Source organism: Prevotella fusca JCM 17724 (assembly GCF_001262015.1).
GTDB classification, from domain to species: domain Bacteria; phylum Bacteroidota; class Bacteroidia; order Bacteroidales; family Bacteroidaceae; genus Prevotella; species Prevotella fusca.
This window is the reverse complement of sequence record NZ_CP012075.1, coordinates 510,251-534,896: the sequence shown is the minus strand read 5'-3', so window position 1 is coordinate 534,896 and position 24,646 is coordinate 510,251. Positions and strand designations below refer to the sequence as shown.

The 24,646-nt window shown below is 39.4% G+C and carries 16 protein-coding genes and 5 pseudogenes; 12 read left to right on the top strand and 9 right to left on the bottom strand.

What is annotated here, in order from left to right:
* Positions 1–10: 10 nt before the first annotated feature.
* Both ADJ77_RS09500 and ADJ77_RS09495 read left to right on the top strand, forming a co-directional pair.
* On the top strand, positions 11–1,531 hold the full coding sequence (locus ADJ77_RS09500) for a Y-family DNA polymerase (RefSeq protein WP_025079237.1): 1,521 nt from the start codon (positions 11–13) through the stop codon (positions 1,529–1,531).
* Positions 1,528–1,956, top strand: a complete 429-nt coding sequence (locus ADJ77_RS09495) for a hypothetical protein (protein WP_025079238.1) — start codon at positions 1,528–1,530, stop codon at positions 1,954–1,956. Before ADJ77_RS09500 ends, ADJ77_RS09495 begins: the two co-directional genes overlap by 4 nt.
* A 315-nt stretch (positions 1,957–2,271) precedes the next feature.
* Here the strand turns inward: ADJ77_RS09495 and ADJ77_RS09490 are convergent, their stop codons facing one another.
* From ADJ77_RS09490 to ADJ77_RS09480, 3 genes are all read right to left on the bottom strand, one after another.
* Positions 2,272–3,549 (bottom strand): type IX secretion system plug protein, encoded by a 1,278-nt coding sequence (locus ADJ77_RS09490; RefSeq protein ID WP_025079239.1) that lies wholly within the window; start codon positions 3,547–3,549, stop codon positions 2,272–2,274.
* Positions 3,546–3,992, bottom strand: a complete 447-nt coding sequence (locus ADJ77_RS09485) for a hypothetical protein (RefSeq protein WP_025079240.1) — start codon at positions 3,990–3,992, stop codon at positions 3,546–3,548. Before ADJ77_RS09485 ends, ADJ77_RS09490 begins: the two co-directional genes overlap by 4 nt.
* 197 nt (positions 3,993–4,189) lie before the next feature.
* Complete coding sequence (locus ADJ77_RS09480) at positions 4,190–5,368, bottom strand: IS4 family transposase (protein ID WP_025079277.1); 1,179 nt, start codon at positions 5,366–5,368, stop codon at positions 4,190–4,192.
* Between the two features lie 140 nt (positions 5,369–5,508).
* Between ADJ77_RS09480 and galE the strand changes: the two genes are divergently transcribed.
* The 4 genes from galE to ADJ77_RS09455 all read left to right on the top strand — a co-directional run bounded on the left by galE (position 5,509) and on the right by ADJ77_RS09455 (position 9,953).
* Positions 5,509–6,546, top strand: coding sequence for a UDP-glucose 4-epimerase GalE (gene galE / locus ADJ77_RS09475; RefSeq protein ID WP_050696334.1), 1,038 nt, complete (start codon positions 5,509–5,511; stop codon positions 6,544–6,546).
* Between the two features lie 1,010 nt (positions 6,547–7,556).
* Positions 7,557–8,150, top strand: coding sequence for a TetR/AcrR family transcriptional regulator (locus ADJ77_RS09465; protein WP_025079166.1), 594 nt, complete (start codon positions 7,557–7,559; stop codon positions 8,148–8,150).
* A gap of 120 nt (positions 8,151–8,270) precedes the next feature.
* Positions 8,271–9,017: a 3-oxoacyl-[acyl-carrier-protein] reductase gene (gene fabG / locus ADJ77_RS09460; RefSeq protein ID WP_025079165.1), complete on the top strand. Its 747-nt coding sequence runs from the start codon at positions 8,271–8,273 to the stop codon at positions 9,015–9,017.
* A 264-nt stretch (positions 9,018–9,281) separates the two neighbouring features.
* Complete coding sequence (locus ADJ77_RS09455) at positions 9,282–9,953, top strand: RluA family pseudouridine synthase (RefSeq protein ID WP_025079164.1); 672 nt, start codon at positions 9,282–9,284, stop codon at positions 9,951–9,953.
* A gap of 164 nt (positions 9,954–10,117) precedes the next feature.
* Here ADJ77_RS09455 and ADJ77_RS09450 read toward each other — a convergent pair whose 3' ends face one another.
* Positions 10,118–10,825, bottom strand: a complete 708-nt coding sequence (locus tag ADJ77_RS09450; protein WP_050696524.1) for an SDR family NAD(P)-dependent oxidoreductase — start codon at positions 10,823–10,825, stop codon at positions 10,118–10,120.
* Positions 10,826–11,658: 833 nt separating this feature from the next.
* Here ADJ77_RS09450 and ADJ77_RS09445 point away from each other — a divergent pair.
* Together ADJ77_RS09445 and ADJ77_RS09440 are read left to right on the top strand one after the other, a co-directional pair.
* Positions 11,659–12,741 (top strand): PCMD domain-containing protein, encoded by a 1,083-nt coding sequence (locus tag ADJ77_RS09445; protein ID WP_025079163.1) that lies wholly within the window; start codon positions 11,659–11,661, stop codon positions 12,739–12,741.
* 46 nt (positions 12,742–12,787) lie between these two features.
* Positions 12,788–13,567: a porin family protein gene (locus tag ADJ77_RS09440; RefSeq protein ID WP_025079162.1), complete on the top strand. Its 780-nt coding sequence runs from the start codon at positions 12,788–12,790 to the stop codon at positions 13,565–13,567.
* Between the two features lie 462 nt (positions 13,568–14,029).
* Here ADJ77_RS09440 and cas2 read toward each other — a convergent pair whose 3' ends face one another.
* Complete coding sequence (cas2, locus tag ADJ77_RS09435) at positions 14,030–14,371, bottom strand: CRISPR-associated endonuclease Cas2 (RefSeq protein ID WP_025079161.1); 342 nt, start codon at positions 14,369–14,371, stop codon at positions 14,030–14,032.
* A gap of 7 nt (positions 14,372–14,378) precedes the next feature.
* Positions 14,379–14,627 (bottom strand): annotated as a pseudogene (locus ADJ77_RS13470) (type II CRISPR-associated endonuclease Cas1); the annotation flags it as partial.
* 79 nt (positions 14,628–14,706) lie between these two features.
* Here ADJ77_RS13470 and ADJ77_RS09430 point away from each other — a divergent pair.
* Together ADJ77_RS09430 and ADJ77_RS13465 are read left to right on the top strand one after the other, a co-directional pair.
* Positions 14,707–16,014, top strand: a complete 1,308-nt coding sequence (locus tag ADJ77_RS09430; protein WP_050696302.1) for an IS5 family transposase — start codon at positions 14,707–14,709, stop codon at positions 16,012–16,014.
* 8 nt (positions 16,015–16,022) lie between these two features.
* Positions 16,023–17,032, top strand: a pseudogene (locus ADJ77_RS13465) (homocysteine S-methyltransferase family protein); the annotation flags it as partial.
* Positions 17,033–17,109: 77 nt separating this feature from the next.
* Here ADJ77_RS13465 and ADJ77_RS14600 read toward each other — a convergent pair.
* The 3 pseudogenes from ADJ77_RS14600 to ADJ77_RS09410 all read right to left on the bottom strand — a co-directional run.
* Positions 17,110–17,349 (bottom strand): annotated as a pseudogene (locus ADJ77_RS14600) (IS1380 family transposase); the annotation flags it as partial.
* Between the two features lie 11 nt (positions 17,350–17,360).
* Positions 17,361–17,507: pseudogene (locus ADJ77_RS14495) on the bottom strand (IS1380 family transposase); the annotation flags it as partial.
* Between the two features lie 612 nt (positions 17,508–18,119).
* Positions 18,120–18,539: pseudogene (locus tag ADJ77_RS09410) on the bottom strand (IS1380 family transposase); the annotation flags it as partial.
* A 218-nt stretch (positions 18,540–18,757) separates the two neighbouring features.
* On the opposite strand from ADJ77_RS09410, the gene ADJ77_RS09405 reads away from it, so the two are divergent.
* On the top strand, positions 18,758–23,836 hold the full coding sequence (locus ADJ77_RS09405; protein WP_050696331.1) for a hypothetical protein: 5,079 nt from the start codon (positions 18,758–18,760) through the stop codon (positions 23,834–23,836).
* A gap of 604 nt (positions 23,837–24,440) precedes the next feature.
* Positions 24,441–24,644, top strand: a complete 204-nt coding sequence (locus tag ADJ77_RS13450) for a DUF4372 domain-containing protein (protein WP_081784465.1) — start codon at positions 24,441–24,443, stop codon at positions 24,642–24,644.
* The last annotated feature ends 2 nt before the right edge of the window (positions 24,645–24,646 follow it).

Sequence of the window (24,646 nt, the reverse complement as noted above, 5' to 3'; positions counted from 1 at the left end):
CCTGCTATCAATGTCTTCATCGAGAAAATCATCCAGTAGAACTTACATTGCTATAGACCTTAAATCGTTCTATGCAAGTGTGGAATGTGTGGGACGTGAACTTGATCCGATGACGACCAATCTTGTCGTTGCTGATGTGGGGAGGACGGAAAAGACCATCTGTCTTGCCGTGTCACCTTCTCTGAAAGCATACGGTCTGCCTGGGCGTGCACGTCTGTTTGAGGTCGTACAACGTCTGAGAGAGGTCAATGAGGAACGGAGAACTTCAGCGGGAAAAACGTTTACAGGAAAGTCATACGATGCAAAAGAACTGGAACAACACCCAGACTGGGCAGTCGATTATGTGACAGCTATGCCCCGTATGGCGCATTATATCCAGTACAGTGCGAAGATATACAATGTCTATCTGCGGTATATTGCACCAGAAGACATACATGTGTATTCAATAGACGAGGTGTTTATCGATGCTACTTCTTACCTTTACAGCTATCGGATGACTGCCCATGAACTGGCAAGGAAGATGATACGTGATGTCTTGCGTGAGACGGGTATTACAGCAACTGCGGGCATAGGCACGAACATGTATCTTTGTAAGGTAGCGATGGATATTGTTGCAAAGCATATTCCTGCCGATAAGGACGGCGTGCGTATTGCCGAATTGGATGAGAAAAGCTATCGTGAGAAACTTTGGAATCATCGTCCGCTTACAGACTTCTGGCGTGTAGGAAGGGGTATAGCACAGCGTCTGTATTCCTATGGTATTGACACGATGGGCAAGATTGCACGTTGTTCCATCCATCAGGAGGAACTGCTCTATAAACTTTTTGGAGTAAATGCAGAGCTGCTTATTGATCATGCTTGGGGATGGGAACCCTGTACGATGGAGATGGTCAAGGCTTATCGACCGGAGAGTTGTTCGATGAGCAGTGGTCAGGTGCTACAGGATGCTTACACTTTTCGTAAGGCAAGAGTCGTAGTGCAGGAGATGGCAGATGCCATTGCGCTGGACTTGGTAGAGAAACGTTGTGTAACAGACCAACTCGTTTTGTACGTTGGTTACGACCGTGAAAGTTTGACGTCATCAGCTGGAAAGGGATATGCTGGTCCTGTCGCAGTTGACTGGTATGGACGTAAAGTGCCGAAGAGTGCTCACGGAACAGCCAATCTTCATCGCTTTACGTCTTCCGCCCGCCTAATTGGGGAGGCTGTTCTTGCACTTTATGACGAGGTTGTTGACAAAAGATTATTAATCAGAAGACTGAGTATCTCAACAAATCACGTCATTAGCGAAGAACGGATGAAACAAAAGACACATAAACCTGTTGAGCTTGATATGTTTACTGATTATGAAGCAGTGAGGAGGGAACAGGAGGTAGAAGCAGCTGAGTTGGTACGTGAACGAAGGATACAGGAAACCATTATCAACATCAAAAACAGATTTGGAAAGAATTCTCTGCTCCGTGGGTTGAACTTTGATGAAGGGTCAACGGCAAGGGATCGAAACAAACAGATAGGAGGACATAAGGCATGACAGATAATTACGATGATATAATCCATCTTCCGCATCACGTTTCAAAGCGGCATCCGCAGATGAGGCTCTATAGTCGTGCAGCACAGTTTGCACCCTTTGCAGCCCTTACCAGTTATGGGGAAGTTGTCGCGGAAACGGCACGCTATACAAGTCCGAAAGTTGAGATGATGGAGGATGACCGAGAGCTGCTGGACCGCAAGCTCTCGATTCTTTTCTCTAATTTAGCAGAACGTCCGACTGTTTCAATTACTTATTTCCAGCCTGATGCACACAAGGAAGGTGGAAGTTATCTTACTGTTACAGGTGTTGTCAAGGCTATTCGTGACAGTGAGCGCATGATACTCATGGACAACGGAAAGAGGATTGGTGTTGATTCTATTATAGGTTTGGAGGGAGAGGTGTTTCGCTTAATAGAGTTTAGATGACAATCTCAAATAAGTTTTGTTTACTTTTGGTAGTATAACTCTGCTTGGTAAGTAAAAGATGTCTGTATTCCGGCAACATATCGCAAAGTGATTAGTGTTCAACACCAATGGTGTTTACCAACACCACCACGTGTGATGGGCAGCAACACATCAGCCGAAAACGGGAAGAAAGGGTTATTATGATTATTCATGTCATAGTAAGACGCCTATGACTAATTTATACGGGAAATGTTTACAGGACAGCACTAAAAGATAATCTATCGGATAAAAGGTGTTATATCCTTTTACAGCATAGGGATTATAGCATTACTGCGTTTAGTCCTCGATGCTTTTGTTTTTTATAAACTTTACATTTGCATATCCAACAAGTTTGTCTGTTCTTCCTCCTTGTGGACGGAAATAAACAAGTGCCTGATAACTGTTTTCCGTTTGATAATGACTGTTGTCTACGCTGAAAGCAGCAGGTTTTCCTTGTTCGTTTACGGCAAGGAACTGGTAGTTGTAATAACCGAACTTCAATGGAACCACAGCTTCATAGCATTTCTCTGTAGAATTATAAGTCATCTCATATTCAGGAAGCAAACGATCGTAAGTCCAGTCACCATTCAAGAATATTCTGTAAGGATAGGGTGAGGGAGTGTTAAGCTGGAAGTGTGTCAGCATGTAGTCGCTGGTGGTATTTACTTCTATGTTGTCTGAGTTGCGGATAAGAAACGCACCGTCAGCATCCTCGTCATAAATATAATTCAGCAGGGGCAATGCGGGAAAGAGATAAGCATGATAGTCCTTACCATCCCATCCAATCCGGTCAACCCCCATAGACGTGACATCTGTTGATAGTATCTCAAACTTCCTATACTCATTCCCTGCCCGGAAAATGTAATCCTGGTTATGTGTCCAACGCAATTCGTTTGCCATGACATATTGCGGTTTACTGTTCCATCGTGCCTCAAGCCAGTTGCGGTTCTGCATTACAACAGTCTTGATTTGTTGCTGAGGATTACTTACGGTATAATTCCCATAGTCCACTTGCATCTCAACTTGTTGGTGCTTACTGTTGATGGACAGGTCAGTCTGCGAAGTAATATTCAGCCTTACTCCCATTGACCGTCCTGCAGGTTCTGTAAGCATGAAGCAAGCCGTCAGTAAAGGGACTTCCGGTTCGTTATCATCATATATATACAAACGATAATTGCCAGACAGCTTAGGACGGCATTTGTCATTGGGAATATCCAGATGATAATGTGTGTAAAGTGTATTTGTCAGTGTAGATTCCTTGACATCATCTATTGTGTTTCCGGAAATGAAACCATCTACGACATCACTCTCAAACAGTCCTGTAGAAGGTTTCCAGTCCGCCTCACAATGCTCCAAACGGTAAGTCAGACGACGATAAGTATGCGTTAAATCATCGAAGTCAATGCTAATTCTTCCCGAGTTGAGCACCATTACAGGCAAATCCAGCCATTTCTGGTTTGCTATCACCTTCAGAGAGCGTATATTCGCATCATTTATCTCATGCCGCTGTGCAGAGACCGAGGCAGGAAAAAGACAAGCCAGGCAACAGAGGAATGTTAAGACCCTTTGTTTCATTCTTCTCTGCTCAATAAGTCTTGCAGGAAGCCGTCAAGCTCCTTGTCCAAGCCCTCCATGAGGTCTCCCCCAATAATGGCAATGTCATCATCAACAAGATAAAGTTCAGCAACATTATTCTTGTCATCATCTTCAAGAATGAAACTATAGGGTTTCATGACAGAAAGATTGTCTATAATGTTTTTGATCCGATTAAGCTCCGAGCGCAGAGTAGCAGCTGCTTCCTGATAGAAGTTGTCGCTCTTGTTGTCAATCCATTGTGTAATGACACAGCGGGTGATTTCAACATCACTGTCATCAAAAGCCATAAGATCGCCACTGTCCTGTGAAGCACGTAAATGAATATCAGTCATAGGCATGTCACAATCTGTAGCGGTGAATTTCTGTGCAACTTTCTTCAGAAAGCGCTCGATCTGTTGCTGAGTCTGTCCGGTCTCTGTCATGTCTTGGTATGTATTTATTTTATAACAATGGCAAATATACAAAAAGTTTTCGATTTTGTAAAGAGGTACGTACTTTTTTACGCTCTTTTTTTGAAGGTTATAAAAAAAACATTATCTTTGCAGCATAACTGATAGTTACAGATCAGCCTAACTAAAGAAAAAACTATAGTACTGATGCGATAAAATCGCGTTAAGTTTTACATATTATCAAATAGAGGTAGTTCTTTGACATATTGATTGTAAATGACAGAGGTTCTCGGCTTAGTGATTAAATCTCTGAGGTGAGTTTTCTCCAAAGCAGAAACTCTTATCAGCGTTGCCACTTCCGTAATGGTGTATGGGCTTTTGTTGTCCGCCTTTATTCTTGCAACAAGCAGATAGGCGATGACTGCAACCCAGAGATGGATTCGGACTGCATTCTCGGAATACCCCCACAAGGTCTTCACGACAATGTTCTGCTTTATCCACTTGAAGAACACCTCTATGTCCCATCTGTGCCTATACAGGACGGACACTTCCACTGCGCTGATCTCGAAGTTGTTAGTGATGAACACTATTTCTTCACACGTCTCCTCATCATAGTGGCAGACTGCCCTGAAAGGCTCAGGGTAAAGTGCATGAGTCTTTGGCTGAGTCAAGCGAATGGTAAAGTCGCCTCGAATACCATCCTCTCGGGAGAAGTCTTTTCTATGACCAATAATCTCGTATTTCATGTTGTCCTTCGGTCTGGTAACCCAATAGGCTCCAGCCAAATGGAAGCGAAAGAACTCATCGAAGTCAACATAGGCCTTGTCCATCATATAGAAGGCAAGAGGCTCCGGCGCAGTCAGTTCAAGTTCGTTGCTGTCATGCCATCTGCCATCCGTGATGTGGATGTTTGCTGGAATGCTCCCGCGCAAGTCAAGCAGAGTGTGCATCTTCACCGCCCCCTTGTTGTATCTTCCTAAAGCCCATGTCGCAAGTTTGACACTTGTGGAGATGGTCGTGGAATCGAGGGAGTAAAGTACGTTGTCTATAGTGACATCTGGTATCGAGGTCCTTGTGTATAAAGGTCTTACCAGATTTATCATATAGATGCCAAACTCCTCATAGATGCGGTAATCCCGATTGTCGTTAGCTCGGGAAAGTGATGACTGGTTGACCGTGTTGCCAAATCCAAGATGGTAGAGGATGTCCTTGTGGGCACCAAGACACAGGCAGATGTCCCGTAGAGAATCACAACTCGTCAGCTGTCCAAACAAAAGGTGCAGAAGCTGGTTGTAACAAGTCAAATCCTTGACATGCCAGTCGCCACGGTACTTCTTCACGCACTTGTCGAACTGATAACGAGGTATGTACTTCACAACTTGTGAAAACACATATCGACCGACGTTCATAACAATGCAGTTTTGGTTGCAAAGTTACGCTGTCATTTTCAAATCAAAAAATCAAAGAACGATCTGAAACCCTTATTAATAAAGGGATATATGAAGTTTAATTTAAAATTATTGCATCACTAGTAAAAAAACTAAAGAAAATGAAACAAACAATTCTTGTCACTGGTGGAACAGGATTTATTGGTTCACACACGAGTGTTGAACTGATTGAGGCTGGATATGATGTCGTTATTGTTGACGACCTGTCCAACTCGAAAATTGAAGTGTTGGATGGTATAGAGAAGATAACGGGGGTACGCCCGGCATTTGAGCAGGTAGACCTTCGTGACCGTGAGGCTACAGAAAATGTCTTCCGCAAATACCCGAAGATAGAGGGTATTATCCACTTTGCAGCTTCCAAGGCAGTCGGTGAGAGTGTTCAGTTGCCTTTGATGTATTACAGGAACAACATTATTTCACTGGTGAATCTTCTGGAGCTTATGCCGGAATATAATGTAAAGGGCATTATCTTCTCAAGTTCTTGTACAGTCTACGGACAGCCAAAACCTGAGAACCTGCCTGTTACAGAAGATGCACCTCATCAGAAGGCAACTTCTCCATACGGTAATACAAAGGAAATCAATGAGCAGATAATCCTTGATTATATCCATAGTGGTGCAAATGTCAAGAGCATTGTCTTGAGATATTTCAATCCTATCGGCGCTCATCCATCTGCCTTGATTGGTGAGTTGCCAAACGGTGTGCCTAACAACTTGATTCCTTTTGTTACACAGACAGCTATGGGAATCAGAAAAGAGTTGACGATTTTCGGTAACGACTACGACACACCAGACGGAACATGTATCCGTGATTATATTTATGTTGTGGATTTGGCAAAAGCTCACGTTGCTGCCATGGCACGTGTACTTGACCAAGACACTGAGAAGATAGAATATTTCAATATTGGTACAGGTAGTGGCAATTCTACCAAGGAGATTGTTGATACCTTTGAAAAGGCTACTGGTGTAAAAGTGAACTGGAAATTTGGTCCACGTCGTGAAGGCGACATTGAGAAGATTTGGGGCGACTGTACCAAAGCCAATACCGTCTTGGGCTGGAAGGCTGACACGCCGCTGGCAGACGTTCTTGCATCTGCCTGGAAGTGGCAAGAGAAGCTGAGAGCTGACGGTGTTATGTAAGAATCATTTTTTACGATTAATAAAGTCTAGATTAGTAAGCAAAACAGTATTGCAGGTGTATCCTGCTTTATTTTGTGTTTGTGTTGTTGTTATCCCTCGATGTGAATCGGGGGATAATTTTTTTAATATCATGCAGGCTAAGCTGCTCTTTTACGACTTGGTATAGTATTAAGAAAGAATGGCGTTGTTGATATTTAGTGGAAGTTCTGATTATGGTCTAAGAAAATCATTGTGCAGGCACTGGTAACACACTGGCAGGAGAGAGGAAATTTCCTTATAAAATAAACACATAAAAGAACCAGAAGCTCTACATAGAAATGCTTTTCCTATTAGATTTGTAACTAACATGTAATCATGTGGATATAAATCTTCATGGGAAAAGGTGCTTAATTATACTGCAACTAAGCACTAATTGGAACGTAACTAAGGCTTAATTGAACGGCAGTTAAGCCTTTATAGGAACGCAAGTAAGCATCAATGCGCTTTTGTCTGTGATGATTTTTTATTACATAACCTATAAGCACATGATACTGTTCACAGCGTCTTTTGCTCCCAAACAAATTATAGGCTGTACTGTAAACATTGTTCTTTATGATGTTGCCTTATGTCAGACAACCTTTCCGTTCATCTTTTTCTTTCACTTATTATATGTTTCTTTCTATCGTCAGCTTAAAGCTGCATATAGCTTTGCATTTTTCAAAACAATTAAGATGATTAGTGGCAGAATGTTCTATTACTTAACCAAAAACTGTTTTATCTTCATACTGTAAGAAGAAGTGTATCGTATTGGGCGATTTCGTCTGAATATAAGTTCTTGACGCTTTTGTTTCTAAAATGATACTGTAGAATGTACAGATGTTTTCAACCGTAAAAACGAACAACTGATTGGATAAAAAGATTAAAAAAGATAAACTTTTGTTCGTTTAAATTTGCGAATATCGGATATAATCTATACTTTTGCACATAGGATTTGTAATGTGCAAATCGTAAAACAGATAAATAAAAGAGGTATGTCAATATCGAAGACCAGACAAAAACTTGTTGATGTAGCGCGCCAGCTCTTTGCAAAGAACGGCATTGCCAACACGACGATGAACGATATTGCGAAGGCTTCAGGAAAGGGCAGGCGCACACTTTATACTTATTTCAAGAGTAAGGATGATGTGTATTATGCCGTGATTGAATCGGAGTTGGAGCGTTTGTCGGACAAGTTGGATGAAGTTGCAGCAAAGAAAATCAGCCCTCAGGATAAGATCATCGAACTTATTTATACACATCTTAGTATGATAAAGGAGACTGTTATGCGTAATGGTAACCTACGTGCAGAGTTCTTCCGCAATATTTGGATGGTGGAGAAAGTTCGCAAGAACTTTGATGAGGATGAGATAGAACTCTTCCGCAAGGTTTATTCTGATGCCAAGGAAGATGGAGAGTTTGATATTGATAACGTAGAATTGGTTGCTGACATTACCCATTATTGTATCAAGGGGCTTGAGGTTCCGTTCATCTATGGTCGTTTGGGACATGGATTGACAGAAGAATCTTCACGTCCACTTGTAGCAAAGGTTGTATATGGTGCATTAGGAAAAAGTGGGTTGAAATAAATCTTTTTTCAAAGAGATAGGAGAGGATATTCAGATGACATGTTGATTTGTCAGGTATCTTGTCAACCCGTCTGTTTGTAAACTTAAAACTTATAAACTAACAATATAAATAAAAACAACATGAAATTATTGGAAGGTAAGACAGCCCTTATTACAGGTGCTGCGCGCGGTATTGGTAAGGCAATCGCATTGAAGTTCGCAGAGGAAGGTGCAAATGTTGCATTTACTGACCTCGTTATTGATGAGAACGGTAAGGCTACCGAAGCAGAGATTGCTGCCAAGGGTGTAAAGGCAAAGGCTTATGCAAGTAATGCTGCCGACTTTGCACAGACAGAAGAGGTTGTAAAGCAGGTTAAGGAGGAGTTCGGCTCTATCGATATTCTTGTAAACAACGCTGGTATTACAAAAGACGGTCTTATGCTTCGTATGACAGAGCAGCAGTGGGACGCAGTCATTGCAGTAAACCTCAAGAGTGCTTTCAACTTCATTCACGCTTCCATACCTGTAATGATGCGTCAGCGTAGCGGTAGCATTATCAACATGGCAAGTGTTGTTGGTGTTCATGGCAATGCTGGTCAGGCTAACTATGCAGCTTCAAAAGCTGGTCTTATTGCTTTGGCAAAGAGTGTTGGTCAGGAGATGGGACCTAAGGGAATCCGTGCTAATGCTATTGCTCCTGGTTTCATTGATACTGCTATGACACAGGCTTTGCCACAGGATATCCGCAAGGAATGGATCTCAAAGATTCCTCTCCGTCGTGGCGGTACTGTTGAAGATATTGCCAACACTGCTGTTTACCTTGGTTCTGATCTGTCAAGCTATGTTACTGGTCAGGTTATCCAGGTTGATGGTGGCATGAATATGTAAATCCTTTTCCTCCCAGCCCAATGGTCATCAGACATTGGAATGGTGAGGAGGATATAAGCTGTAGGGATGTAGATACAGTTTGCTCTATAATGCTGATGCCTATATCTTTGAAAGGTATATCTCGCCCAAACAGCATAACATATAAAAACGGACATACGGCTCTTGTATCTGCTATTGTAGCGTGATAACAGACACAGGAGCTGTGTATCTCTTTTTGAAATCGATTATCATTTTAACACATCCTTTGGAAAGACATTTCTTGCTATGGAAGTACTTTACGAAGATAACCACATTATAATCGTCTACAAGGAAGCAGGCGAGATTGTCCAAGGTGACAAGTCGGGCGACGAACCATTGTCTGAGATTGTCAAACGATGGATAAAAGAGAAATACCAGAAACCCGGCAACGTGTTTCTGGGTGTTGTTCATAGGCTGGATCGTCCCGTAGCAGGATTGGTTATCTTTGCCAAGACTTCAAAAGCACTCATAAGGTTAAACAATATGTTCCGCAATGGTGAGGTGCATAAAACCTATTGGGCAATAGTTACACGTCCGCCTTTCGAGCCGGAGGCAACACTGACCGACTGGCTTGTGCGTAACGAGCGGCAGAATAAGAGTTACGCTTATAATCATCAAGTGCCGACTTCCAAGAAGTCTATCCTGCATTATAAGGTAATCAATCAGTCTGACCGTTACACGTTACTTGAGATTAACCTCATGACAGGTCGCCATCATCAGATCCGCTGTCAACTGTCTAATATGGATTGTCCTATAAAAGGTGACTTGAAATATGGTGCCCCACGTTCTAATCCTGATGGTAGTATCTGTCTGTTGAGTCACCGTGTCGAGTTCATCCATCCCGTTTCAAAGGAGACAATATGTATAGAGTCACCCTTGCCAAATGACACTCTTTGGCAGGCTATAGGTAGCTTTTAATGCTTATCCGGGGCAAGCTGGAAGTATTATGGAAAGCGGTTACAGCGAATTATCTTCATGACGATAAATATTTCTTTTCATGAAGAAAAATATTTTTTTTCGTGAAGATAAATATTTCTTTTCATGAAAAGAATTCCGTGAAAGTGTAGTTTCTTTATACTGGATTAGCGTCCTTCATCTACAATAGGATATAGTTCAATGAACTCGCCTTGGTGTTTCTTGCCGTCATTAATGACTGCAGCAATCTTCTCACTGACCACATCTATGGAATGAGAGCCTGGTCCGGTGTAATGATTGTTCAGGTCAGTTGTCGTTGCACCTGGATGTATATTGAAGATTTCAACAGGTATATTGTTTTTCTCAAACTCCATTGCCATGATGCTTGTCATTGCATTCTGTGCTGCTTTACTGGCTACATAGGACATCGGATGCCAATAAGGACTAACCTCGGAAGGAACCGTAATATTCACTATCCGCCCTTTATTGGCCGACAACAAGGGGGTAAGTGCCTTTGTCAGGCAGAATGTACCGACATAGTTTACCTGTATGGTCTCTGCTACATCCTGCATTTCCGAATCATAACTTGCCATTTCCATGTCACCGGGAATGCCCGCATTGTTTACCAGAAGTTCCAAGTCATAATATTTTTCCTTTATCTCCTTAGCCGTTTGTTCTAAGGAAGTATTATCCGAAAGGTTCACATATTGCCAGCCAATCACGTCTGCTCCCTCAGCTTTCAGAGTCTTCATTGCATCTTCTGCACGTTTGCTGTTGCGCGCACCGACGATTACCTGCCAGCCGTTTTTACCTAAAAACTTACAGATGCCGTAGCCGATTCCTTTGTTTGCACCTGTTACCAATACTTTTTTCATACTTGTTTTCTGTTTTATCAAGGTGATACATTATGGATGCAAAGTTACATTTTTTAATTGATAGATACAGCTGTTATGCCGATATATATGGTTTATCCGTTAAAAGCGAGGATGCTTTTCGTATGGCTTTAACGGAAGACCTGAAGTTATGCATTTAACAAAAAGACAGCCAAGACCGTCTTGGCTATCTACTTTATTATCATCCTCCGACGCAGAAAACCTTTTCATTTTAATATTTTGAAAATGCAGACGACAGATTGAATAATCATGACATAATTTCGGGTAAAACACCTACAGATAAAGGCAAAAACACGTGTAAAAAGCAAGTTTGCAACCAACAGTAAATCAATCATTTATAAAGTCGTGCAAGAAAAGGTGCTTAATTGGACTTCAAAAGGGCGTCAGTAAGGCTTCAAAAGGGCATCTATTGCAAGCCAATTGGGCGTCTTTTCAAAGCCAAAAGACCATGTGTTAGCTTTGAGTTGCATGAAAATAGTTTACAAACATTGGTTGATATGGGAATAAGTTGTTTGTTGAAGATGGAAAGACATGGTATTTGTTTTCAGCATTTTTATCTTGTACTTTATCCATGAGACCATCTGATTTTGGATAGTCATACCATGCAGGTGTATAATCCTTTATTCTGTTTCCAATCTACGCATTTAACGGAAGACCCATATATATTGAGATATAGCTTTCAAGCCTGTATTTAAATCCAATTGTAACAGGTTTTACAGTAACGGCTATATACCCGTGATTCTTTGCTACGTAAGTTTTTTTATTTACCTTTGCACAGGAAATTAGTGTTTTAAAATATTTAATAAGATAATCTAATGAAGTTAATTAGATCAATGTCTCTTGTCATGGTGGCAGGAGTATTACTTTCTTCCTGCATCAAGGAAGAGGCTTTAAATTCTGAAGCTGATATCACTGGAGTGACAGTTGATGGAACAACGCTTATACGAAAGCCGGTTATAACGAATAATGAAGTACTTTTCTACGTGAATGGATGGGAAGACCTGAGCCATCTATCACCGAAATTCAATATCACCGAAGGTGCTAAGATAGAACCGGAAAGTGGTACAGAATTAGATTTTACACAGCCAAAGAACTATACGGTAACGTCACAGGACGGACAGTGGAAGAAGACCTACAAGGTTGCGTTTGTAACCAATGACGTTGCAACGGACTATCACTTTGAGACGCTCAAGGAAGGTGCAGGAAACAAATACCATACTTTCATTGACAAGACTTATGATGGTAACACCATAGAGTGGGGTAGCGGGAATGCTGGTGTAGCTTTTACCTTGGGCAGCAGTAATGCTTCTGACTTTCCTACAAGCCAGGCGGAAGATGGATACAAAGGGAAATGCGTAAAGCTGACAACAGTGAGCACAGGCTTTCTTGGTGCCATGTTCGGTGCTCCCATTGCAGCTGGTAATCTCTTTATTGGTACATTTCAGATTGATTTGAAGAATGCCGCAAAGTCAACCCACTTCGGTCTTCCTTTCCATAAAGTACCCAAGCAGCTTATCGGATACTATAAGTATAAGGCCGGTGCGAAGTTCCAAGACAAGAATAAAAAGGAAATTAAAGATAGAAAAGACAGTCTGGCAATCTATGCCGTATTGTTTGAAACAGGTGATGGAGTTGATTATCTTGATGGAACCAACTCACTTACAAGTGACCGTATCGTCCTCCTTGCACAGCTCAAAGACTGGAAGGAGACTGATGACTGGGTCCGTTTCGCCATACCATTCGAGCCGGTGAATGGGCGTACTGTTGATACTGAGAAACTGAAGAATGGTAAGTATAGTCTTGCGATTATCATGTCATCAAGTAAAGATGGAGCAACATTCAATGGTGCCATTGGCAGTACGCTATATGTTGACGAGCTGCAGCTGTTCTCAGAATAGATGGGGGACGGAAATAACAATGTGACATTAATGATAAATAAGACAAATGAAACAACGAATTATAACAATCGCAATTGCAGCTTTAAGCTACACAATTACAGCTCTGGCACAGACGGATCGCACACAGCTTCTAACTGTTTCAGAGTATAATGGATGGGAATATGAGGTAAAAGCTGGTATAAACTTTGGTGGTGTTTCACCTCTTCCTCTTCCTGTAGAAATCAGAAAGATAAACAGTTACAGCCCGAAGTTAAATGGGACATTGGAAGGAACGGTGACCAAATGGCTTGGCAATGACCGGAAGTGGGGTATTTCTGCTGGACTGAAGTTTGAAGAGAAAGGCATGATAACAGGAGCGACGGTAAAGAACTACAGCATGGAGATTATCAATGACGGTAGTCGTGTGGCTGGTTACTGGACGGGTTATGTGAAGACAAACTACAACACAACGCTTTTAACTATCCCTCTTGTGGCGAATTATCGCATCAATGAGCGATGGAAGATGCGTGCAGGTCTGTATTCATCCATCAAGCTGGACGGTGAGTTCTCTGGTCATGTGAGTGACGGTTATCTGAGGGAAGGAACGCCAGTAGGTGAAAAACTTTCTTTCACTGATGGTAGTACTGCTTCTTACGACTTCTCTTCCAACCTTCGTCACTTCCAATGGGGTGGGCAATTGGGAACAACATGGCGTGCTTTCAACCATTTTACAGTAAATGCAGACCTCACGTGGGCATTCAATGACATCTTTGAAAGTGGGTTCAAGACTATCAGTTTTGGGCTTTACCCCATCTATCTTAATCTTGGATTTGGTTATCGTTTTTAAAGATGCAGGAATGTTTCACGCTGTCTTAGATACTACAGATGAGTAGTGTTTGTAAAAATAAAAGAACAAAGAGCTGACTGCATTCATAAAAAGAATTTATTGCCAAAGATTTTATAGAATGTGTTTAAATGTAGAAACAGGTATTTAGTTATGCTGAGGAGATGCAGAATCAGTCAGCCAAGGTTCTTTAAATGACAATCCGTAGATATGCATAGTTGCGTATTCCTACGGATTGTTTCAGTTTTAAAGTGAAAAGACAGATGGATAGCGTGCTGTTCTTTCTTTTTCCTATTGAATATGAATGAGTCTTTTTTTTGTTTGAAATCCGAAGTATCCTTACAAAAAAAATCGTTGGTTTGGTGTAAAGTGCCAAGACGGATAATATTGGATGCTTATAAAATAATGGGATTATCTTTGTAGTGGCATATATGCATTGGATACTTATACTTCGAGGTGTATAGATTAGAACAACTCTAATTGCTGTCCAGGTGCATTGGGAGCTTGGGATTTTTCACCATAAAACAGTTGAATATTGGCAAATTGTTTATCTGTTATACAGAGTATTCCTACTTTCCCTGACTTTGGCAGTAATGCTCGAATTCGTTTCATGTGTACCTCGGCATTCTCCATACTTGCACAATGACGTACATAGATGGAAAACTGAAACATAGTGAATCCATCCTTTATAAGAGATTTGCGGAAGTCAATATAGGCTTTCTTCTCTTTCTTGGTTTCTGTTGGTAAATCAAAGAATACAAGAATCCACATAATTCGGTACTCGCTGAAACGGTCAAAGCCTGTCATACTACTTTTACATTTCCGGGTAACTGATGCGTTTGCTTTCACCAGCAAAGCATTTAGCAAGTGAGGCTGTAGTTTGTTGTACTGCAATCATTAATGGACTACGCTTGCCATTTATAACTACATCTAATATCGGAATACTGAGTAGTTGCATTTTTATCTCTCGTGTAATATCAGATATTTCTGTATAATTATGAATAATATCTAAAACTAATTGATCTACATAGTCGTTCCTTAAATACATTATATTATACTGATTTACAGTTAATTATCTCTCTATTTATTTGTATATTTCTGCAAGTTTTTGTACCTTTACAGTATAAAACTTGCAGAAATATATGTTAAAAAGGACCTCTAATCAATTATCATTATTCTCTTCCTTAGAGGATATGCTCAATCACAATCACCCCCTTTATACGCTTGGTAATAAAATCAACTGGCGTAGATTTGAAAACTCCTTCTCTCGTTTGTATTGTAGTACAAATGGTCGCCCTGCGCATCCTATTCGTTTGATGTGCGGACTTTTAATCTTGAAACACTTGCGTAATATCTCTGACGAAAGTGTTGTTTTACAGTGGAGTGAAAATGCTTATTATCAGTATTTCTGTGGTCAACTGGAGTTTCTTCCTAAAGAACCTTGCGAAGCTTCTGATTTGGTTCACTTCCGCAATCGTATAGGCGAAGAAGGAATTGAAGTCATTCTTGCTGAGAGCATCCGTGTCAATACTGAGAATGATAATGAGGATCATTTTAACACAGCTTTTATAGATTCTACGGTACAGGAGAAGAATATCACTTACCCAACGGATGCGAAGTTGCATAAAAAGATAATCAATCGAGTGCTCAAAATCGTTCGTGAGAAGAAACTTCCTTTACGTCAGAGCTACCAAAGGACACTGAAAGCAATCTCTCGCAACCAACGTTTTCGCAATCACCCCAGGAGTCACAGGAAGGCTGTCAAGGCTGACCGGAGTCTGCGCACCATAGCCGGTCGTTTGGTCAGAGAACCTGACCGTAATCTTCCTGACAGGAAAGGCTATGAAAAGATGTTTGAGCTCTTCTATAAGGTCCTTTCTCAAAAACGTAACAGTCGTAATAAGATATATTCTCTTCACGAGCCTGAAGTACAATGCATCAGTAAGGGTAAGGAACATAAGAAGTATGAGTTTGGCAACAAAGCTTCCTTTATCCGTTCGCTATCAGGAATTATTCTTGCTGCCGTTTCTTTTAGGAATGAATATGATGGGCATACCATAGAAGCATCCTTACAACAAACCGAAAGAATGACAGGCAAGCGCATTGATAACTTGGCAGGAGACAGAGGATATAGAGGAACAGATCTGGTTGGAACAACAAAAATACTCATACCACAAGCCCCTAAAGACAAAGATAGTTACTATCAAAAGAAAAAGAAACACAAACTGTTTTGCAAGCGGGCAGGAATAGAGCCTACCATAGGACATCTTAAAAGTGATTACAGATTATCTCGCAACTTTTATAAAGGTGTGAAAGGGGATGCTATGAATATAATGCTGGCAGCTGCAGCATATAACTTCAGAAGAGCTATGAGAGCTCTTTTGTGCTTTACAAAAACTATCATCGAAAAGTCAGTTTTGGTTGACTTTTCGACAAAATGGGCTTTTTAAGGAACGACTATTTAGCAGCTGGTGCAGACATTATCAGCACAAACACATTTTCTGCCCAGCGTATTTCCCAAGGGGATTATCACATGGAGAACTTTTCACGTGATATAGCCTTTGAAGGTGCAAGGATTGCCCGTGAGTGTGCTGATGAGTTTTCTACAACTGATAAGCCTCGTTTCGTTGCAGGTAGTATTGGTCCTACGAACAAGACGTGTTCTATGTCGCCTGATGTCAGCGACCCTGCCAAGCGTGACCTTACATACGATTCCCTGTTTGCTGCTTACAGTGAACAGGTCGCTGCAATGATAGAAGGTGGGATTGACGCTGTCTTGATTGAAACAATCTTTGATACGCTTAATGCAAAGGTTGCCATTGATGCTTCATTGTCAGAGATGCAGAAAGCTGGTGTTGACCTGCCTGTCATGCTGTCAGTGACGATTACTGACCTTTCTGGCAGAACAACTCAGTGGGCAGACACTCGATGCCTTTCTTGCCTCAGTTTCTTCTTATCCAATCTTTTCTGTTGGCTTGAACTGTTCGTTCGGTGTAGAACAAATGCGCCCTTATCTTAAAGAGCTGGCGGCTAAAGCACCTTATTTCATCAGTGTTCATCCCAATGCCGGATTGCCTAATACAATGGGGTTATATGACGAGACAGCTGACACAATGGTGTCACAGATGGCTGCTTTTGTAGATGATGGTCTTGTAAATATCATAGGCGGCTGTTGTGGGACAACTGAAGAGTTCATTGCTGGTTACACCAGGATAGTTGAAGGAAAGAAAACGCATGTGCCTGTTGATGCTCCGAAGGAGATGATCCTGTCGGGGCTTGAGCAGTTCCGGGCTGTCTCCTGAAATATCTTTTGTCAATGTAGGTGAGCGTTGTAATGTTGCTGGAAGCCGTAAGTTCCTGCGTTTGATAAAAGACCTCAATTCCGCATCGTTTTTTCTTGTGAGGCGATTTTATGTGTTGAGATGTCTTTTTGGGGCTCTATATGTTGATATGGGGATTTTCGAGGCTTCCTGGGTCTTGCCTATGCATGAAATCCCCCACCCAAACCAATGGGGAATATGAGAACCACAAAGAAATGCTGCTTGTTCAAGGAATACCTCAGAATAGTATGCTTTGTTTGTATACAGGTTCAGAACGTTCCGCCTTCCTGTTTGCACCCATTTTGCCGGCACGCTGACAAAATGCAGGATAAAGGCTTTCAGCCTGCTTGTCTTTTTCAAAGGCTTGACCTTTTCGCTGATATGGCGGACGAGATAGAAGTTCTTCAGTATGGCAGTAACCATCATGAAAGCCATGTTCTCAGCCATGAGGGAAAAGGGCATATATTTCAGTTATTCACATTGGTGTTTCCGTCACGGTTCTCACCTCCGACTATGATGCCCCCGATGGAAGCCCAGCCCTGGAAATAACCATGGTCCTGCCTGTAGGAATACTTTGCATCGAACTTGTGGGCAGGAACAAACTGGTGGTAAAAGTCCAGGTCAACATGACTGCCCGCCTTTATAAGGCTCTCCCGTTAAATACGTAGATAGGAAACAGAACAAAGGCTTATACACCTGTCTGGTATGACTATCCAAAAATAGACGGTCTCACAAAAAGGGATAGAGCACAAAATAAAAATGCAGAAAAGGCAAACAGATACCGTGTCTTTCCGTCTTCTACAAACAACTTATTCCCATATCAATCAATGTTTGTAAACTATTTTCATGCAGTTCAAGACCAATACATGGTCTCTTGGCTTCTAAAAGACGCCCAATTGACTTGCAAAAGACGCCCTTTTGAGGTCTAACTGACGCCCTTTTGAAGTCCAATTAAGCACCTTTTTTGCACTACCTTATAACTGATTGATTTACTGCTGGTTGCAAACTTGCTTTTTACACGTATTTTTATCTTTATCTGTTGATATTTTATCCGAAATTATGTCATGATTTTTCAATCCCTTGTCTGCATTTTCAAAGTATTTACATGAAAAGGTTTTCTGCATCGGAGGATGATAATAAAGTAGGTAGACAAGGCGGTCTTGGCTATGTTTTTATTTAATGCATAACTTCAGCTTCTTCCGTTAAAGCTATACGAAAAACATCCACGCTTTTAATGGAAGAACCCTTTATAAGCCCCATTCTCCGTATCATCCGTAAAGTAAGGTGTTCAGCTTCTCTGCAGTGTTGAAACTATAAGACCTGCCGGAGGTTTCGCTCTTATAGACAATATTCTCTTCGGCAAGCTCCTTCAGTCCGCGCCCCACGGTGTCGGCACCGGGTAACAGCGTACCAGGTCTCTGCTTGAACTGCCCAATAAGCGCATTGATGTCCTCAAGGCAATCCCCACCACAAAGGTAGCTGAAGAAGAGAGAGCCTGGAATGCTTCCATGGCTGAATGCCTTGCCGCTGCATCCGCGTCTGCCCAACACGGATTCGGTAAGTTTTTCAAAGCCCAACTTTGAAAAAACGTCCATGATGTGATAAAATCCTCCGAAAGAAGTGATATTCTCGTTTTTAATTGCTACCTTTGTCATGTCAGATTTTTGCTTGCTTGTTATGTTTGTTGCACTAAGATAGGTGAAAATTCTGACTTATCCAAGTGTTTTGAGGACTTTGTTTCTCAGGCACTTGGATTTCTCACAAGAAATTATGCTGCGGAATTAAGGGAAAGGAAAAAAAGTAGGTTTGTAACAGTAAAATAAACACCAACCTGTTGTCTAAAATGGGGAGGATACTAAAGGGATAAATTAATATGTCACAAAAGGGAAGCGTATTTCAAAAAGGAGGAGGTGGGACAAACTTTGAACAACTCGTTCAAACGGCGTTTCTTACAACTCTTATCATTCATGGTAATGCTCCATGTCTTGATTCTGGTGAATTATCGGAGGTTGCACTACAAGTAACTAACAGAGGCTATGAAACTGATGATTTTATGGTTACGGCAAAATCAGCAAGTGGTGAACATCGTATATTGATTCAGGTAAAACACGATATATCATTTACTGTTGATAATGAAATATTCAAAGAGGTAATTAATGCTTTTTGGAAAGACTATAATAATACTTCAATTTTTGACAAATCAAAAGATAAACTTATTATAATAAAGAATGGTTTAACTAAAGATGAAAGAAATCATCTTAAATCGCTTTTTAATTGGGCAAAAAATCACGCAACAGAAGCAGATTTTATTACCGAAGTAAACAGGATAAAAGGAAAGAAAGACCGATTAGATGTTTTTCGTGAGGTGCTAAAAGAAGCAAATAAAAATACATATTTGACAGATAAAGAACTTTGGGAGTTTTTGAAATGTGTTGATGTTTTGGAATATGATTTCCTAAACGAAGGGAGTATTGATAAAACATATTTTCTCAATCTGATTAAGCTCAGTAAAAACAAAAATTCGGCAACAACCGAAAAAGATATTTGGGACAGTATTTTTGCTTATGTTGCTACGCTTAATCCAAATGGTGGAAGTGTGACACTTGAAAGTATTAAAGATAAAGATTTCTTTCAGCATTTTGATAACACACATTTAACTCCATACTTCAAAGCCGTTGAAAAACTTAAATCAGACAGCAATGAGATTTTACGACCAATAAAAACTTATATTGGAAAAGGAGAAAACGAATTTCATTTACAACGATCAGAATTAAGAGAAAAAATTTTAGTTGGTCTAAGTAATTCCCAACTAACGATTGTGACAGGAAAACCTGGAGTTGGGAAATCAGCTGAAATCAAAGAGATCCTTGAAAAAGATTATCCTAATGCAAGTGTGTTTGTTTTCAGAGCAGACCAATTCAATGAATCTACGCTCACCAATGTTTTCTCAAGTCAAGGGGTAAATGAAACAATACAAAATATTTTCTCATGTATCTCCCTTATTCCTGAAAAAATTATTTTCGTTGATAGCTTGGAAAAGCTATTGGAAGCAGACCCCGAATGTGCCTTTAAACAGTTATTAGCGTTACTTAAAGAGCACCTAGAAATTAAATTAATTGCTTCGTCACGGAAATATGCGATTGATTTAATTACATTAAAATTTGGTATTGATAAAGACAATATATGTATAATTGACATTCCAACGCTTAATGAAGAAGAATTAAAACTTGTAGCTGAAAAGTTTCCGCAGTTAAATAGTGTTCTAAAAAACGACAAAGTCAAAAAGTTGTTGCAAAGTCCAAAATATCTGGACTTCTCAATCTTAGCAATTAGTAAAACAAACGATGATTATGCTAATGTTTCGCAGACAGAGTTTAAAGACAAGTTATGGAATTCATTAGTTGTAGATTCAACCAATACAAAAAATGGACTTCCACTTAAACGTGAAGAAGCCTTTAAAGAAATTGCAGTAAAGAGAGCAAAGGAAATGAAACTCTTTACTAAACCTGATAAGTCTGATGCAGAGGCTATAGCCTGTTTAGAAAATGATGAAATTGTATTTCAGGAAAACAACAACAGAAAGTATTCTCCCACTCACGATATATTAGAAGATTGGGCATTAGTAAAATATGTTTCTTCAAAGTTTGAAGACTTTCCAAATCCAAAAGATTTTTTCAACAATTTAGGAAACGAGCCGGCTATTAGACGAGCATTTCGTCTTTGGGTGGAAGACTATTTAATTGACAACAATGGTAAAATAAATGAACTGATCAAGGTAACAATTGCTGACCAAACTATTGAGAAATATTGGGCAGATGAATTGTTGGTAGCTGTATTTAAGTCAGAAAACAGTAATTCATTTTTTACTTCTTTTGAAAAAGAACTTCTTGAAGACAACTCTGTTTTCTTCAATAGATGTTTGCATATCATAAAAACTTGCTGCAAAGAAAGCGACCAAAAAACGAACAACAGCAATTTGCTTTTGCCGATTGGTTCGGGTTGGAAAGAAGCATTGTTTTTTATTCAAAAGAACAATACTCAATTAGAATCAATAAAACTTACAATACTCAATTTTCTCACTAATTGGTATTACCGATTACTTTTTCAATACAAAAAAATTGAAAACGCAGAATTAGAGGCGGCAAAATCTATTGTCCTAACCTATTTGAAAGAAGTTGAAGAAGAAAAAGAATTTTGGCAAGAGGAAAATGTCAAAGGTAAATCATCAAACTTGATTTCAATTTTATTTGACTTGGCTTCAATTTCAAAGGAAGAAATTAAACAACTTATTGCAAGAGCATTTACCAAGAAAGAAAATCGGGAATCTTGGAGATTAAATTCTTTTTACGAAAATGTAATTGAAAGTAGTCTTTCAGGTATAGGAAACCTGCGTTTGATAAAAGAATTGCCTGAATTGATTATTGAAACAGCTTGGAAAAATTGGAAATATATACCACCCCAAAAAGAAGATTTTCCTGAAGATAGATTTGGCATATTGGCAAGGAATTCTTTGAGTTATGAAGAATGTTGGGGAATAAGAGATAGACATTCCTTTTTCCCTTCGGGAATTTACAAAACGCCTTTTTACAATTTATTGTGGATTCATCCAATCGTTGGTTTGAAGTTCATCATTGATTTTATCAATTATTCGGTTGAATTTTATGTAAACGCTACTTGTGAATATAAGCATAAAATTTCTCAAATTGAAATAGAACAGAATGACGGAACAAAAACAGAACTATATGCGGCGTGGGAATTATGGGCGGCTTACAGAGGTTTAAGCGTTACAAACTACGCATTGGAATCATTGCTAATGAGCCTTGAGAAGTTTTTATTAGAAACGGCTAAAAGAAAGACAGATGTTAGTAGAGAGAACTTGAAGTTTATATTTGATTATGTTCTTAAAAACAGCAATAATATTGCTCCAATAGCGGTTTTAACGAGCGTTGCTATTGCTTATCCCGGAGAAGTTGAAGAGGCGATGTTGTCATTATTGTCTGTCAAGGAATTTTATGAGTGGGATTTAAGTCGAGCACTTCAAGAAAGCTCAGTGCTTGCCTCAATGGATGGACGTATTTCATTTGCACAAAAAGAGCGTTTGGAATCAAATCAACTTCCACATAGAAAAAAATATCAAAGAGGGCTTCGAGATTTTATTTTAGACTATCAATTTAATGTTAGAAAATTAAACAAAGAAATTCACCAAATAATTGACAAACTAAAAGCACAATATGATGGTAAAGATGTTATATGGAAAAAGAATTTAATTGAAATGGATATCAGAAACCAAAAAGTTGGAGAATATGATGAAAAACTTGGTGGTTTTCCTATTCAACCTGAATACGATGATGAAGTTGTAAAGTTTATTGAATCCAATAAAGAAAGTTTTGAAGCAGATACAAAGTCTTTGAATATTTCAGGACAACTTTCAAAAACTTACGAAAAGAAAGAAATTATTGATTTTTCATCTTGGTTATCTTGCTATGAACAATATTCTTCATCAAAATCCTTAAATATCCTTTATGACAGACCAATTACGTTAGCTGTATTAGGACTGAGAGATTTTTCAACAAACATAAATGAAGAGCAAAAAACAAAGTGTATAGAAATAATTACTGATGCAATAGTTTCTATTCTACAATATAAATTTAACAGAGAACATAGCCTTAATATGAGCATCAACATACTGGAAAAAGATATTGCTTTATCTTCTTTTCACTTGCTGATGGAAAATGTGGAAGGTGATGAAGATAGGGACAGAATAATAGCAATGATAATTTCAATGCTATTTGCCCCCTTTGCTAAACACGAATTTGACAAAATCATACAATACTTTAGAGAAGTATTTTTCAAACAATTTCCTAATGAAGCAAAAAGGGTTTGGCTTGGTCTCATTAAGTATGCTTGTTACAAAAAAGCTAATCCTAAATCTCATAGACACCAAGATGAAGATAGTTTAAAGGAAGTGCTGGACAAGGAAGAAAAATTTGTTCAACAAATTTCATCCAATAAGAATTTAAAGTTTGACCTTTCAGAAATTAGTTTAGAAAAGTGTGAGGGATATTTACTTGCAAGAGCCTTTGTAATTACGCCATACGACACAGCAGATAAAGATTTTACAGATTTCATAAACCACATATTACCGATAGTTCTTGGCGACTTAACTAAAAAAGAAGATTATTCATATAACAGAGGAAGAGAATCTCGACAATTTCATCACGAATCAATTTCAGATATTGAACAATATCTTGCCAATTTATTTTTGGACGCAAATTTTGATTTTTCAAAATCTGTTTTAACTACATTGGTCAATTCATTGTCAAAAAATACGCAAAGACAAAGATTTGGAAGAGACGATTTGTTTCAATTTGTGAATACTACTTTGGATTATTTTGTATTGAAATTATATGACAATGGAAATTTAAAAATAGACCAAATAAAATACTCACAGCAACAGACCAACTTTTGGAATCTATGGGAAGTTCTGTTTGATTTAATCCCAAGTGATGGAACACACCCGCTAATTCAAAAACTTCTGTTGGACATTAGATATTTGCTATGGGATTATCAAGGTAATCCCAATGAAAATAATTGGAGTGTTTTGAATGGAAAAAAAGAGTTTTACAAAAAAATATTTCTTGAAAAAGGAAAAAGCAATGCTTCATCAGTAATAAATGTGTTTTCAACAATTGGTGGAAAAGAATTTTTACCAGAAGGTATCAGTTGGCTGGCAGATGTTTTCAAATCAAATCCTATGACCTCGTTATCTTTGACATCAGTTTCATCAGATAGAATGATTAAAAGACTTTTCTACAATCACATTTCAAAAATCAAAAACGACAAAAAACTAATTGACGATTATATTTGGATTTTAAACCGGATGGTTGATTTGGGTTCGTCAGAAGCATATTTATTTAGAGAAAATGTAATTACGTATAAAAGCATTAAGTAAACTGCGAGTAGAAGGAACTCTCTACTCGTTCTTTGGAAACGCTGAACTTGAGCGTATTACGGAATTAGAGAAAGAAGGTAGGACAACAACGCCCCTCAAAGAGAAGGAGAAGAACGAAATCCGTAGGAAGGTGATTCTCTTATAGGATACCATCAAGGGAAAAGACAAAACAATCTCAGAACAACAACGAGAAATCAAGGTCTATGAAGAGGAGCTAAGTTTTATCCAGAGATTTTTTAATAGCTTCTACCTCTTTTGTGCAATATTTGTTTGATGCTCCGCAAGATGGCTTCTATGATGGCACCGTAGTAAAGATGCACCAAAAGCAGGTGGCGATACGAGTACGGCAACAGCTCATTCATCGTAACCGCTCACAACGACTATAATCGCTTTTTTCTTTCACTGACAAGAAGAAAAACATGAAAAAACGCTCACTTTTCCTCGAAAAGGGTTATCTTTGTAAGTGAAATAGTGAGCGTTCTTTGGCTATTCAAAATATTGTGTATCAGTGCACTTCGCTCATTTCTAAATCGTTACCTATACGACCTGTGTTTTATCGCAGAGCCTTGTAATTTAAGCATTTAGACCGAAATCATATTTTTTTATCGGACAGCCGCTATATGCTCAACTGTTAAACTATTTTAATAGTGATGAAATCCTCTCTCTGAGCCAAGCCCTGGGAGGTGAACACTATATAAAGAAGTTTGACGCATGGCATCATCTTGTCGTCATGCTTTATGCAGTAATGATGCGTTTAGACTCTCCGCGTGAGATAAAGGCCTCTCTCTCTGCTACAATACTCCGTTAAAT